Source organism: Rosistilla ulvae, assembly GCF_007741475.1.
In the GTDB taxonomy this organism is placed as follows: Bacteria; Planctomycetota; Planctomycetia; order Pirellulales; family Pirellulaceae; genus Rosistilla; species Rosistilla ulvae.
This window is the reverse complement of record NZ_CP036261.1, coordinates 2,873,783-2,887,069: the sequence shown is the minus strand read 5'-3', so window position 1 is coordinate 2,887,069 and position 13,287 is coordinate 2,873,783. Positions and strand designations below refer to the sequence as shown.

Genomic DNA, 13,287 nt, shown 5'->3' with positions numbered 1-13,287 from the left:
ACGATCGGCATTAAAAATTAGCGCGTGCTAGGCAGGAAGCCGGTCGGTTGCTTGGAATGCTGCCGCTACCATTCGCCGAAGTTTCCGAGTCGTCCGTCTTGAATGGCGAAGAAATCGATGCCGGCGTTCGGGAACAGACGAATGTAAACGTCTTGCGGTGCCAGCGACCAGTCGAACTCGATCTTCCTCTCTTGAATCCCAGCCTCACGTTCTATCAGCACATCATGGAATTGCGATTTACAGCATTGTTCATGGCAATCGTTTCCGGAATTGCCAGTATCACGAATTTCTCGTTGATCTATTTTCCCGAACTCGGAGCGCTAAGCTACGAAGTGTTCAAGAACCCGAGCGGAAAATGGGCGAAACACAAATGGCAGTTGGCTTTGGTTCCCATGTTAACGGGGATCGTTGGTGCAGCATGTGCAATCTACTTGCCGTATGGATTCGCCTCCATGATCCTTTCGGTTGGTTTGTCGATCGCGATATTGCTCGTTCTTCGGTCTCCGATCGCACCCGCGATTTCGGCTGGTTTCTTTCCCGTTGTCTTGGGAGTTGATACGTGGTGGTATCCTATGGCGATCCTGGGCGGGACATCATCGCTTGCTTTGACTCGTTACGCGATGGATCAAGTTCAGCCCCCCGCTCCGCTCACGTTTGACCATTCCGAGGTCGAGCCAACAGATGACCAACGAAACAGCGCTCCCCATGTTGGCTCCGCAATCGTTCGGCTTTTGGTCTTCGGGCTGCTAACCATGGCGATAGCCAACTTGTTCGACAACAAACTGATCCTCTTTCCGCCACTCATTGTGATCGCCTTTGAGTTGTTTCTGCATCCCATCGACTGCCCTTGGTCAACAAGCCTCTGGAAATTGCCAACCACATGCCTTGCGACGGCAACCATCGGCGTACTTGCAGTCGCCTTGCTGGGGCCAGGCGTCATTTCAACTGCGCTCACCGTCGTCCTTGGGATCGTGGCACTTAAACTAATTCGACTCCATATCCCACCAGCTATCGCCGTTGGACTGATCCCTCAGATTCTGGAGGGCCCCATTCATTGGTATCCATTATCGGTCGGAGTCGGCACGTCCATCTTGGTGGCATTTGAGTTGGCCTCTTCCGCCATGCTTCGAATCTACCTAAACAAGACGCGAGTTCAATTCGACTCGCAAAGTTGAAGCAGTTTCGCGAGGTTTAGAACAGGCCGATTGGTTGCATGCCCGTCGTTGCGGAACTCGTCAAGAGTTTCGGAGGAGACTCGGCTCGGCGTGGATCGAAAGTCATGGCGACTTCCGCTACGCGCTCTAGGTGTAGAGCTGGTCGGTTTTATAGATTCGCAGCGTTACCTCGGAGCCGACTCTTCCTCTGGTGGGGCGCGAGTAATAGGCGATCAAGACTTCATCATCGACGAAAGTTGCCGAGGGATAGGCGATCTCGTAGTTGTTGCGATTGTCGATGTCTTGAACGTGCTTCCAGGTTTTCGCTTCATCGTCTGAAATGGCGACGCTGAGCGGATTTCTCGGCCAATTGGAACTCGAACTTACGTTGTTCCAGATCACCATCAAGTCGCCGGTGCTTGGGATCCGCTTCAGGAGCGCGGGAGACTCGGGGGAAGTTAGCACCGTCGGCTCGGGCGTCGACCACGTTTCGCCGCCATCGATAGAACGGCTCGCGTACTGTTTCTTGTTCGTATTCCGCATCAAACAATACAGGCTGCCATCTTTCAGCTCGACGATGGTCGGTTCATGGCACCCACGCCCTTCAGCCGTCATGCTGTTTTTGCTGGTCTTCCACGTTTGAAAGCCGTCGTCCGAATAATAGACAAACGAATGCAAGTCGCCTCCTTTGTAACGCGTGCCGCCGATATAACGCGGGTCGTAGGGGCCATGCGCCGGCAAGAGAATCCGCCCGGTGCTTAAGCGAATCGCGCGGTCGGCGTTGTTACAGTACCAGCCCGGCTGTGAGATTTGCACTTGCGCGTCCCACGTTTGGCCATTGTCGAGCGACCGCCGCCGAAAGACGTTGCGATCGGTCGCGGAATCCCAGCCGACATAGAACATCAAGAGTTCGTTCTCGGAAAGCCGAACCAGATTGGACTGCTTGACGTTGTGTTTCCACTCATTCGGTTGCAGCACGCGTCGGTCGCTCCACGTGCGGCCGCGATCCGACGAAATCATGCTCGAGATCTGACACGAGACTTCGTCCCCGATCCTTGCATTTCCACCCCGCTGCGATGGCTGCGCGGCATTCAAGTAGTATTCGGACCAGACCAACATCAGGCGATCCGAATCCAAGGGCAGGATCGTTTGATGGTCGTTTCGCGGATGCTCCGCCGTCTCGGGACAAATCACCTGGTCGAAAACCGGGCGCAGCAACGGACGATCTTCGCCATACGATTTCGCCCAGCTGTTCGCCGAAATGCCTGGCAGGGTGCACGCTCCGCCCCAACCTGCCGCCGCTTTGATGAGATTTCGTCGATTCAGCATGGTCGCCATGCCTCCGTTGTTAAAGAGGTAATCGTCTTTTCAGACCTTTGGGAAAATCGCTCCGAACTAATTCGGTTGAGCGCCTTCCAGCGGCAACGCAAACTCGATTTCATCTTGATCGTCAGCCAAGTCGAGCGTCGTTTCGTAAGCTTCAAACAATGCCTTCGGCGGCGCATCGGGGTTACTCGGATCTTTGATCCCGTCAAAGCCCGTGATCCGAACGGAAGTCGGCCCGCTGAGCGCCCCTCGGCCTCCATCAGCCGTATCGAACAGACCGTTTCGGATCGGGGCGAACCCGCCTCCGACACCCTTTTCGATCGGTTCGAATGAAACCATCCCCACTGGCACGGGAGCACCTTCAAAGGTGACGGTGCCAGAAAGATCGTGCCGCTCGACGCCGCTCTTGGGTCCGCACCCCAGAGTTCCCAAAACCATCAACGCCATCGCGACCCGCAAGCCGACTGAATGAAAACGCTTCATAACAATGCTCCAATTCTTCTTAGTAGTCGCCGACAGGATTGCCGTCGTTGGGAATGAACAAGTTTTGCCAGACGCGATTGGCATCCGACGGTTGCGAGACGGCTTGGGCGGCCAGTCGGAAGAAGTTTGTGGAAGAACTCGACGGGTAACTAGTGAGGCTGTCGACGTTTTCGCTGATAAATCGGACCGAGCCGTCACAACGAGTGATGTTAACGCCACCAGGATGCAAGCTGGAATAGGCGGTCCGCGTATTCAGCGGATCCGACGTGCCCGAGATGTCATCGAGATCACCGGCATAGGGAGTATTCGGCGGCCAAGCGGCGCGGCCATGGGCCTGGACGTTGCCCCCGGTCCTGCTGCGTCCTGCCCAAATGCCTCCCACGCTACGAAACGGCTGCTCTCCCAGAAATCGTTCGCCGTACAGGAGCGTATTGGAAAGCCCATCGGTGATATTGGCCAAGCGGCACGCTTGGGTATAACCGCTGTCGTTATAAGGCACCCAAAAAACACCCTGGCTTGGCAAGTAGTTTGCTTTGCCATAGTCGTTGAACGCGAAGTTCAGATCGGGACCGGGGTCCGATGGACAGATAAACCCATCGATCCGCGTGGCCAGCAAAGGCTGGACACTCACGTTGGGAATCGCATCCCCTTGGGGATTCAACGCTTCGTGCAATGCCGATTGCTCAATAAATGGCATCAACAAAACGTTTGCTCCCCAGTTTGTCGTTCTGCCGTTTTGCCAGACTTCCAGCGGGGGAATCACCTTGAACGTATCGGCATAGTTGTGAACCGCTAGGCCGAGCTGCTTGAGATTGTTTGTGCATTGCATCCGTCGGGCTGCTTCGCGAGCTGCTTGAACCGCAGGCAGCAGCAGGCCAACCAAAATCCCGATGATCGCAATCACAACCAACAACTCAACCAATGTAAAGCCCATCGTGCGGACCGACGTCACGGGACGACTCCCCCTGCGGCGCAGTCTTTGATTCGGGAAACAGGTTTGGTGGAGCATCGCGATAGTCCTCAGAAATTTAAAACGGGATCGAACGGATAAAGGGGGAACGCACAACGGTGTTGCGGCATCGTGGTTCAGCGCACGTCCATATCCTAGCCGCCCGCTGCGCGCAGGTTCAATTCAGTTTTGCGAACAACTTATTCGTTTTTGCGTCAACGCCTGTTTACCAGCCCCATCCTCTCCAGTTAGTTTAGATGCGAGTATTTCAGGCAATTCGAGATGCTTCGTCCCTTTCTCACGCTGCGTCCTCCCAAGGTGCTACCCGTTATGCAACCGACACCACGCGTTGCCTTGTTCGTCGAAACGTCGCGGGCCTACGGCCGAGGCGTGCTGAAGGGAATCTGGCAACATGTTCAAGAGCATGGTCGTTGGTCGATCTTGTTCCGTCCCCGCGGATTGGAAGAACCGACACCCGCATGGATGGCCTCCTGGCAAGGCGATGGAATCATCGCGCATGTAACCAACCTGCGAACGGCGGCGGTTCTGAAACGTTCGGCGGCTCCCTGCGTCGACGTTCTTGGTGATATCCCCAACACGGGGTTCCCTGTGGTGAAGACCGATTGCCTGCGGATCGCCGAGTTGGCGTTTGGGCATCTCGCTGGCTTGGGGCTGAAAAACATCGGCATCTGCGGCATGCGCCGCGGCCATCGCCCGCGCCTCGACGAACGTTGTGATGCTTTCCAATCGCTGGCCGAAGAAGCTGGGTACGACGTCAACATTTTTCAGCCACGTGGCGGCGGTCAGTACGGTCCGTCTTGGGCGAAAGAACAAAAGCAGTTGGTCGATTGGGTTCGCAGTTTGCCAAAGCCGATCGGGATCTTCGCCTGCAATGACATCCGTGGCCGCGAGACGCTCGACGCCTGCGCTACCGCGGATATTCCGGTTCCCGAACATGTCGCCGTGATCGGCGTTGGCAACGATGAATTGCTGTGCGAATTAAGCGACCAACGGCTCACCAGCGTCGACGTCAATCCGATCCGCGTCGGCTACCAAGCCGCCGATCTGCTCAGTCGAATGATGCAGGGGCAAAACGTTCCAGCGAAGTTCAATGTCTCGCCACGACGCGTTGTCGAAAGGCAATCGACCGACATGCTGGCGGTCGAGGATCCGGAGGTCGCCGATGCGGTGAAATACATTCGCCTGCATGCTTGTGATGCGATCGACGTCAACGATGTCGTGCAGGAAGTGGCCGTAGGAAGACGTGTGCTGGAGCGTCGGTTCCGCGACTTGCTGGGACGCTCGCTCAAATCCGAAATCGTCCGTGTTCGACTGGCGCGGGCCCGAGAACTGCTGATCGAAACATCGCTCTCGGCAACAACGGTCTCTTACCGATGCGGGTTCAGCAGTCCCGCGTATTTCATGGATCACTTCCACAAGAAAGTTGGAATGACCACCAAAGATTTCCGCGAGTCCGCGCGGCGTGAAGAAGACCCGGACCCAGATGAAGATTGAACCCCAACGATCGCGAAATGCCTCTCGCAATTATTGAAGCGCGGGGAACAGCGATCGAGCCTGTGCAACCGGAAACGGTTCCATGTCGATTGCAGAAGCGAGAATTCGCTAATTGAACAGCCAATGATATGCAATCATTGGCCCACCCACTGATCTCGCCCAATCGGGCGTTCAGTCAATAGCAACTGACTAGAGCTTTGCCCAGCTTGATTACTTTCGTGATTACATCGCGATTTGGTCGACAGCAAAAAACGCAGTTTTCTTTATAGTCGGGCTGACAGGATTTGAACCTGCGACCTCTTGACCCCCAGTCAAGCGCGCTACCAACTGCGCTACAGCCCGTGTGGTCCATATCGTCGGCGGGAAGTGGCTTTTTGTCAAGCCGGGCTGGCCGCTGGTTGCGGCCGTTTTTGCACTATCAAAGTCTATCGGTTTGCGTCGCAGCGGTTGCGCCAATCGTCGGATTGGGCGCGGGATATTAGGTTCCCGCGGTCCAGGGGTTTTCCCATTCGCCCCAGCCTTCTAAATAGTCTGCGTAGGCCTGGCAGTCGTCGGCGCGTTCGACGATATATTGCTTCGCCTTGGCAACCAGTTCTTGCTCGCGGGTGACATCGATCCGCCCGCTGATCACGTTAAAACGCAGGAAGACAAAATAGGTATCCAAGACATCGCAGCGGCAATAATCGCTGATCGTCTGCAGTTCGCCCTGTTCATAGAGCCCTTGGACCATGTTCCCTGCAACAACCATCTTGCCCGGTTTGCCGACCAGGTTGGCCGCCAGATTCAGTCCCCCGCGGAACCACGTCGAACCAAAATTTGTCAACATTTCGTGCAGGTCGATGTGCGACTTCATGTTGTAGCGGTTGCGGTTTTGGTCGTACGTACGCGCCGACATGTTGAACCATTCGGGCAGCTGAATGCCGTGCCGAAAGGCCGCAAGTTCCATCAACGGGATGTCGAAACCGCGTCCATTAAACGTCACCCAAGTCGGCTGTTTATAAGCTTGCCAGCCGCGCCAGAAATGCTGAGTGATCACGTGCGGTCGATGCAGCGGTTCGTCGAGCGAGACGAGGTCCAACAGTTCCAGGTCGGCCGAGACCTTGGCGATCACGACGGCCACCGGCATCTGGAAGGTATAGGGAATGAAGTCCTTGCCACCCTCGTTAACAAGATCGCTGCGGAATTCTTCGATCGCGTCCCCCGCCTGCATCGTGTCGCTCTTGTAGCGAGCACGCGCGATTAGGTCGCCGTCGGCGACACTCTCCACGTCAAAAACCAGATAACGGACGTCGGTTGCAGCTGACATGGGGGCTCAATTCCTTGTTCGTCCGTGCGGTCGGCTGGCCTCGATGCCCGTCGCCCGCTATTGCTTTTTATGGATCAGCGCCTCGGGCTCGCGAAGCACAAAATGGTGCCCGTGATCCGAGGTTACGATCAGCGCGGTGTCGTCCCACGCATCGCGATCATCGATCCAATTGACTGTTGCCTGAAACGCGTCTTCACCGCTGAAGACGGCGCCGATCGAGCTGTCGATATTGTTGGCGTGGTTTGCCCAGTCGATATCGCCCGCTTCGATCATCAACCAAAATCCCTTTTCGCTCGATTGCAGAACCTGCAACGCGGCTTCGGTCATTTCGGCGAGAGTTGGATTTTCGTTGATGTCGGCCGGTTCGTAAACCTCGGTTCCTTTGACATCCTCCGCAGGGTTGTAGCGTCCGTCGGCGGTGCGGAAGGGGAGATGCGCCTGGTCGGTGCCAAAAAAGCCTAGCAAGCGACCGTTTTCGGCGATCGCGCGGCGGGCTGCATCGTCGAGCAATCGCGAACCGTTTTTCCCCGCGGTTCGTTGCGCGACGACATATCGGCCTCCGTTGTCGATCTCGCTGCGGCGCAGATCCTCGAGATCGGCGTAGATGTTCCCGGCGGCAAAGTTGTCGCCTTGCCCAGGCGCTTGATCCTGGTAAACGCCCCAGCCGGCACCGATCACGACGTCGGCTCCTTCGAGCGGCATGCGGTGACTGGACGATGGCAGTCCCAACAGGTCTCTCGTAATGTCTTGGTAGTCGTTGCGGCTGACATTGTTTGCGTAAGCAGCGGCCGGCGTCGCGTGGCTGATCGGGACGCTGGTCACCATGCCGACGCGGAAGCCGTGTTCGCGCTGCAGCCACCTCGCGACCGGTTCGACTTGCTTGCCGTCGACGGTCACGTTGATCGCCGCGTTATAAGTTTTTATGCCGCAGGTCATCGAGGTCGCCGACGATGCTGAATCGGTAACGCAATCGGGCTGTTGGCGGTCCTTTCCGATCAGATAATCGCGCGACTTGGCATGTTCCCACGGAGCCCAACCGCCACGCAACGGATCATATCCTCCTGCGTCGCCCAGTTGGCCGTCGATCACCAGTTGGGCACTGACGTCCGTCTTCGCATCGCTGTGATGAGCGCTCGTGACGCAATATCCGTAATCCGATGGGATGCTGCGGTAATCGAGGAAAGCCAGCCCCGTCCCGCGGCCCTCGGTGAAAGCGACATTTTGTTGCTTGTAGATCGCCGCGGCCTGCGTCGTGTTCCAGTCCATGCCGTCGAAGACCATCAAGATGATATTCTTTTTGCCCGCGGCAAACGCCAGCTTCTGCAAGCGATAGATGTCGGTCTGATCGAAGTACTCGGCCTTGGGGTTCAGCGATCCGGTGGGGACGCGACCGTAAAGCTGCTGCAACGCATCGGATCGCCGATACTGACTCCCTTCGTTTCGCAACACTTCCATATCGAGCCCGAAGGTGTAGATCGGGATCAAGCGGTTGGAGTGGTTCGTCCAGGTCGAATAGCGACTTGGATCGGTTCCCCAATAGCCCCACGAAGCCGCCTTGGAACGCATCGCATCAGCTTGCATCTGGCGGATCGGATCATCGGCCAAGACCGATGTCAAACTGAGCAACGAACCGAGGACGAGGGTCAAAAAGGCAATGCAGCGTTTCATGAGGGGAAAGGTCCGAGCAGAGTGAAGGATCGCATCTGCAGCAGGCGATCGAAGAGCAAAATCTCACAGACCGTAAACGATAGTTACAGGGCGCCGTCGCGCCCAAGGGGGTAAGCTGCGAATGCCTGGCGTTTTCGCTCGACAAGTCAAATCTTCACAATTGGGCGAGGAGAAACCGCGCCAAATCGGCCCGATACGCGTCCCCAAATCGACCAGCCGAGATCGACCGAAGAGTTGACTGGGGGTGTTTGGGCGTGCCGCAGAAGATTCCTGCGACCAGCCAAGTTCTGCAGAAGAACTTGGTGAAGAAGAATGAAAAGATCGAAGCAGGCGTATAAGCCGGGTCCTGTGCAACGCCGAAGCGCCGGACGATCATTTATCTAGGACGGCGATTGCTCGCCGCCTCAAGCAACCTACCCGGAAGTCACGGCGATACGAACCGCATCGCGTCGCAGACCGCTGGCACTTTGCAGCGCTATCGATCTGCGAACGGCTCCCTGTTTGGTCTTGCTCCGGGTGGGGTTTACCAAGCCGCCGAAGTCACCTCCGACGCTGGTGAGCTCTTACCTCACCGTTTCACCCTTACCACGCACCTCTCCGCGAGGGAGAGGCCGTTCGGCGGTCTGTTCTCTGCTGCACTTTCCCTAATCTCACGACCGGTCGGCGTTACCGACCACCCTGTCCTGCGGAGCCCGGACTTTCCTCTTGCCTTGCGACAAGCGATCGTCTTGCCCGCTTCGATCTAAGCCAGATGTGGATGAACGATTCGCATCGCGGTAAAGCCTTCGCGGGTCAAGGAATAAGCTCCCTTGAACCGCTCTTTGACCAACAGTCCGCGTTCGGTCAATCCCTTCAGGGCGTTGCGGTATCTTTCCAGTTCCGGTCCGTAAAAGCACAGCATTTGGCCTGGGCTCATCAGAAACTCACGAAACGTTTTCAAGACACTCTGTTCCGACTTGGTAAAAGTTTGATCTCGAACGACAGGCATGCAAGTCTCCGCTGGGTAATTGACGAATGTGGGGACATCCATAAATGCCCCACAAACGGTTACTGAAAATCTTGACCTTCCCTAGTCACTCGTAAACGACCAATCCTCTGTTGAGTTCCGGCAAACAGCGGAACTCACTTTATCTAATTAGTAGCGTCCGCCACCGCCGCCGCCGCGATAACCGCCGCCGCCACCACCGCCACGATAGCCGCCGCCACCGCCACGATCTTCGCGAGGGCGAGCTTCATTGACGACCAAGGCGCGGCCATCATAATCTTGCTCATTCAGACCTTCGATTGCCGCAGCGGCTTCTTCGTCGCTGGACATTTCGACAAAACCAAACCCCTTGCTGCGTCCTGTTTCGCGATCGCTGATCACTTGAGCGCTTTCGACAACGCCAAACTGACCAAACAACTGCTCTAAGTCGGAACTCGTAGCACCAAAAACCAAGTTCCCGCAGTACAGCTTCTTACCCACCATTCGTCTCCCTAGGACGCAATCTCGCTTGTCCGTCGCCAACAACCAACGCTCGGCGAGGCCACCGTTTGATAGACAAACATCGCAAACACAAAAAACGCCAGCGTTGATCTATCGACAAACACTGACCACCGTTGGCGGAACACGGGCCGGCCTGGCAAGCGAAAACAACTTTCCGCCAGCCCACCTTCGACGCGCCCCAACCGACCAACAATATACCCCGTTTTACGGCACATGTACAGCCCCGGCGCCTTTCGACTGGGGCAGACGCCCCGCCGACATCGATTCGCACAACAATCGATCTGGATCAATTTGGAGCTTCTGGCCGGGGGGCTTGGAGAAGGGAGGACGGAAGGGATGACTGGTCATTCAACAGGCCATCCACTTATGATGGAGGCAACAGCCGGAGCCGCTAATTTTCGACAGCAGGGCTACGTCAGAATCTATATCTTATTTTTTGCACGGGGGCGTGCCACTTTGGAAAATTGCCCGCTTCCCGTTCACGCGCGCGAGACACCGCCGGATGAAAATTGCGTTCAAAATGATGTTGGTCTCGCTGTCGGTCATCGCCGCGGTGACTTGGATCCTGTCGTGGTTTTTGCTGCAGCAACAGGAAGATGTCTTCCTGGCTCGGGCCGAAGAAGTCGCTGGCCGGTTTGCCGCCGAAACGACCGGAACGCTGGCCGGTAGCCCCGCCTCGGAACGACGCAAAATTTGCTCGGAGATGTCACGTCCCCCTTCGATTGAATGGCAGTATCACTCCCGTTGGGTCTGGTTCGATGCGCAGTCCCCACAGGAAGGGCCGCGCGTTGCCGTCGAGATCCAATCGCTGCGACGCCAGCAATTGCAAAGCGTGCCGGTCCGCGATGCCGAGGGTCAGCTGCATCTGTTCAGCTATATTCCGATCGAAACCGACCAAGCTCGCCCCGGTGGTCTGGAATTCGTCCAATCGATGGATCAATTGCAGCAAGCCCGCCAGGAATCGATGCGAGCGATTTGGATCCTGGCCGCCGCGGTGATGGTTTCGTCGACGCTGGCCGTTGGCGTTGCCAGTCTCTATTTTCTGGCACACCCGCTGCAACGCTTGACGCATAAAGTCGCCCGGATCGCCGACGGAGATCTCTCCTCGCCGCTGCAAGGACACGCTCGCGATGAATTGGGAGAACTGGCCGACGGGATCAATGCGATGTGCGAACGGTTGACCGAGACACAATCGGCGGTCGATGCCGAATCGGCTGCCAAGGTCGCCGCGATCGAGCAATTGCGCCACGAAGATCGTCTGCGCACCGTGGGCCGGTTGGCGTCGGGGATCGCTCACGAACTGGGCACGCCGTTGAACGTCATCCAGGGACGGGCCCAATTGATCAAAGGGGCAACCAACGATCCACAGCGAATCGACACCAGTGCCGGTGAGATTATCAAGGAGTCTCAACGGATGACCTCGATCATCCGCCAGCTGCTCGATTTCGCTCGCCGCGACACGCCGCGTCGGATCGTTTGTTCGTTGAATCAAATCGCCGAACAAACGATCTCGCTGCTGCAATCGATGTCCCAGCGCCGCGATGTTACGCTGGAATTGATCGCCAGCGACGACGTGTCGGGCGAAGTCGATGCCAATCAGATCCAACAGGTTTTGACCAATTTGATCGTCAACGCAATCGATGCGTGCGACGCCGGCGGCCGGGTCAGCGTGCAAGTCGCCCGGCACGCCGATAGCGCCCGAATCGACGTCGTCGACAATGGGCACGGCGTCGACAACGAAGACATTCAACAGGTCTTCGAGCCCTTCTACACAACGAAGCCAGTGGGCGAAGGGACCGGTTTGGGACTGTCGATCGTCAACCGAATCGTCCAAGAGCATGGTGGGCAAATCGATATCCACAGCGAACCAGGCGTCCAGACAACATTCCAAATCACACTGCCGATCGCTTCCCGCGATCCGATCCCCGCCGATCCGACAACTCACGTTCCTTCCTAATAGCGACCTCCATGCCAGACAATGCTCCCTCCAAGCCCAAGCCGCGCGTGCTGGTCGTCGACGATCAACAAAGCATGTGCGAATTGACAAAAGACGCGATCGAACCTCACGATTTTTCAGTCGAATGGTTCACCGATCCGTTGGAAGCGTTTGCCGCGTTCCAGCGGAATCAGTTTGATGTCGTGTTGACCGACATGCAGATGAAAGGCCTGAACGGGATCGAGCTGTGCGACCGGATCGTTTCCAGTCGCAGCGACGTCCCGGTTGTCGTGATGACAGCGTTTGGCAGCATGGAAACAGCGATCGGCGCGATCCGAGCGGGAGCCTACGATTTTGTCACCAAGCCGCTCGATTTTGAGATGTTGGCGCTCACCCTGGGCCGCGCCGTCGAACGCCGCGACATGCAACAACAGATCCGCTTGCTGAGCCAACAAGTTGCGGCCGCGCGACGCGGCAGCCTGGACCAGATCTTGGGTGAAAGTCCCGTGATGCTCCGCTTGGCCGACCAGGTGCGACAGATCGCCGATTCCGAGGCATCGGTCCTGATCACCGGCGAAAGCGGATCGGGGAAGGAGATGGCAGCCCAGGCGATCCATCGCTTGAGTCGAAGATCGCAAAACACCTTTGTCGCGCTCAATTGTGCAGCGCTCCCCGAATCGCTGCTCGAAAGCGAGTTGTTCGGCCACACCAAAGGAGCATTTACCGACGCGTCGGCCGATCGCCAGGGGCTGTTCTTTCAAGCCGATGGCGGCACGATCTTCTTGGACGAATTGGGGGAGATGCCGATGCCGATGCAAGTCAAATTGCTGCGGGCGCTCGAACAGGGAGCGGCGCGTCCGGTTGGTGGTAGCGACGAACGACCGTTCAACGTCCGCTTGTTGACAGCGACCAACCGCGATTTGGAAGCGATGGTCGAAGCGGGAACGTTTCGCGAAGATCTGTTCTATCGAATCAACGTGATCCAAATCGAAATGCCGCCGCTGCGCAGCCGTGGCACCGACGTGTTGATTTTGGCTCAGCACTTTATCGATCAATTCGCCCGCCAAGCAGAGCGACCGATCGGCGGCCTATCCGAAACAGCGGCACAGAAATTAGTCGATTACAACTGGCCCGGAAACGTCCGCGAACTGCGGAACGTCATCCAACGCGCCGTCGCCTTGACGCGTTACGACCACATCGCTCCCGAAGACCTTCCCGAAAAAATTCGCAACCATCGCGGCAAACAGGTCCTGATCGGGGGCGAAGACCCGGCGGAATTGTTGCCGATGGAAGCTGTCGAAGCACGCTACATCCAACACGTTCTCGAAGCGGTCGGTGGCAACAAGACGACGGCTGCCAAGATCCTTGGATTCGATCGCAAGACGCTTTATCGAAAGCTCAAAGAAACCAAGTAGTTCAAGTCTCCCGATTGCCAAACCATCGCGAATCACAACACACGAAACG

11 protein-coding genes, 1 tRNA gene and 1 other RNA gene are annotated in these 13,287 nt (G+C 56.9%); 4 read left to right on the top strand and 9 right to left on the bottom strand.

Annotated elements, in window-relative coordinates; genetic code table 11:
- Positions 1-47 precede the first annotated feature (47 nt).
- On the top strand, positions 48-1,175 hold the full coding sequence (locus EC9_RS10310) for an HPP family protein (RefSeq protein ID WP_145344747.1): 1,128 nt from the start codon (positions 48-50) through the stop codon (positions 1,173-1,175).
- Between the two features lie 126 nt (positions 1,176-1,301).
- On the opposite strand, the gene EC9_RS10305 is transcribed toward EC9_RS10310, so the two are convergent.
- The 3 genes from EC9_RS10305 to EC9_RS10295 all read right to left on the bottom strand — a co-directional run bounded on the left by EC9_RS10305 (position 1,302) and on the right by EC9_RS10295 (position 3,897).
- A complete protein-coding gene (locus EC9_RS10305) occupies positions 1,302-2,483 on the bottom strand; it encodes a sialidase family protein (RefSeq protein ID WP_218934712.1) in 1,182 nt (393 codons plus the stop codon).
- 66 nt (positions 2,484-2,549) lie between these two features.
- On the bottom strand, positions 2,550-2,963 hold the full coding sequence (locus tag EC9_RS10300; protein ID WP_145344741.1) for a hypothetical protein: 414 nt from the start codon (positions 2,961-2,963) through the stop codon (positions 2,550-2,552).
- Between the two features lie 19 nt (positions 2,964-2,982).
- Positions 2,983-3,897: a DUF1559 family PulG-like putative transporter gene (locus EC9_RS10295; protein ID WP_449314244.1), complete on the bottom strand. Its 915-nt coding sequence runs from the start codon at positions 3,895-3,897 to the stop codon at positions 2,983-2,985.
- Between the two features lie 297 nt (positions 3,898-4,194).
- On the opposite strand from EC9_RS10295, the gene EC9_RS10290 reads away from it, so the two are divergent.
- A complete protein-coding gene (locus EC9_RS10290; RefSeq protein ID WP_145344736.1) occupies positions 4,195-5,427 on the top strand; it encodes a XylR family transcriptional regulator in 1,233 nt (410 codons plus the stop codon).
- 269 nt (positions 5,428-5,696) lie between these two features.
- Here the strand turns inward: EC9_RS10290 and EC9_RS10285 are convergent.
- The 6 genes from EC9_RS10285 to EC9_RS10260 form a co-directional block, all read right to left on the bottom strand.
- Positions 5,697-5,769: transfer RNA gene (locus tag EC9_RS10285), tRNA-Pro, on the bottom strand.
- Between the two features lie 136 nt (positions 5,770-5,905).
- Complete coding sequence (locus EC9_RS10280) at positions 5,906-6,733, bottom strand: 3'-5' exonuclease (protein WP_145344733.1); 828 nt, start codon at positions 6,731-6,733, stop codon at positions 5,906-5,908.
- A 57-nt stretch (positions 6,734-6,790) separates the two neighbouring features.
- Positions 6,791-8,401, bottom strand: coding sequence for an alkaline phosphatase (locus tag EC9_RS10275; protein ID WP_145344730.1), 1,611 nt, complete (start codon positions 8,399-8,401; stop codon positions 6,791-6,793).
- A 319-nt stretch (positions 8,402-8,720) separates the two neighbouring features.
- Positions 8,721-9,140, bottom strand: an RNA gene (gene rnpB / locus EC9_RS10270) — RNase P RNA component class A.
- Between the two features lie 3 nt (positions 9,141-9,143).
- Positions 9,144-9,389 (bottom strand): hypothetical protein, encoded by a 246-nt coding sequence (locus EC9_RS10265; RefSeq protein WP_145344727.1) that lies wholly within the window; start codon positions 9,387-9,389, stop codon positions 9,144-9,146.
- Positions 9,390-9,536: 147 nt separating this feature from the next.
- Complete coding sequence (locus EC9_RS10260; protein WP_145349085.1) at positions 9,537-9,866, bottom strand: RNA recognition motif domain-containing protein; 330 nt, start codon at positions 9,864-9,866, stop codon at positions 9,537-9,539.
- Positions 9,867-10,389: 523 nt separating this feature from the next.
- Between EC9_RS10260 and EC9_RS10255 the strand changes: the two genes are divergently transcribed.
- On the top strand, positions 10,390-11,844 hold the full coding sequence (locus EC9_RS10255; RefSeq protein ID WP_145344724.1) for a sensor histidine kinase: 1,455 nt from the start codon (positions 10,390-10,392) through the stop codon (positions 11,842-11,844).
- 11 nt (positions 11,845-11,855) lie between these two features.
- Positions 11,856-13,238 carry a sigma-54-dependent transcriptional regulator gene (locus tag EC9_RS10250; protein WP_145344720.1) on the top strand — a complete coding sequence of 461 codons (1,383 nt, stop codon included), beginning with the start codon at positions 11,856-11,858 and terminating at the stop codon, positions 13,236-13,238.
- Positions 13,239-13,287: the final 49 nt, after the last annotated feature.

What these genes read in the sequence shown, in the direction of transcription:
- EC9_RS10305 (WP_218934712.1), bottom strand. Translation starts at nt 2,483, where the DNA reads ATGCTGAATCGACGAAATCTCATCAAAGCGGCGGCAGGTTGGGGCGGA.
- EC9_RS10300 (WP_145344741.1), bottom strand. Translation starts at nt 2,963, where the DNA reads ATGAAGCGTTTTCATTCAGTCGGCTTGCGGGTCGCGATGGCGTTGATG.
- EC9_RS10295 (WP_449314244.1), bottom strand. Translation starts at nt 3,897, where the DNA reads ATGGGCTTTACATTGGTTGAGTTGTTGGTTGTGATTGCGATCATCGGG.
- EC9_RS10290 (WP_145344736.1), top strand. Translation starts at nt 4,195, where the DNA reads ATGCTTCGTCCCTTTCTCACGCTGCGTCCTCCCAAGGTGCTACCCGTT.
- EC9_RS10280 (WP_145344733.1), bottom strand. Translation starts at nt 6,733, where the DNA reads ATGTCAGCTGCAACCGACGTCCGTTATCTGGTTTTTGACGTGGAGAGT.
- EC9_RS10275 (WP_145344730.1), bottom strand. Translation starts at nt 8,401, where the DNA reads ATGAAACGCTGCATTGCCTTTTTGACCCTCGTCCTCGGTTCGTTGCTC.
- EC9_RS10265 (WP_145344727.1), bottom strand. Translation starts at nt 9,389, where the DNA reads ATGCCTGTCGTTCGAGATCAAACTTTTACCAAGTCGGAACAGAGTGTC.
- EC9_RS10255 (WP_145344724.1), top strand. Translation starts at nt 10,390, where the DNA reads ATGAAAATTGCGTTCAAAATGATGTTGGTCTCGCTGTCGGTCATCGCC.
- EC9_RS10250 (WP_145344720.1), top strand. Translation starts at nt 11,856, where the DNA reads ATGCCAGACAATGCTCCCTCCAAGCCCAAGCCGCGCGTGCTGGTCGTC.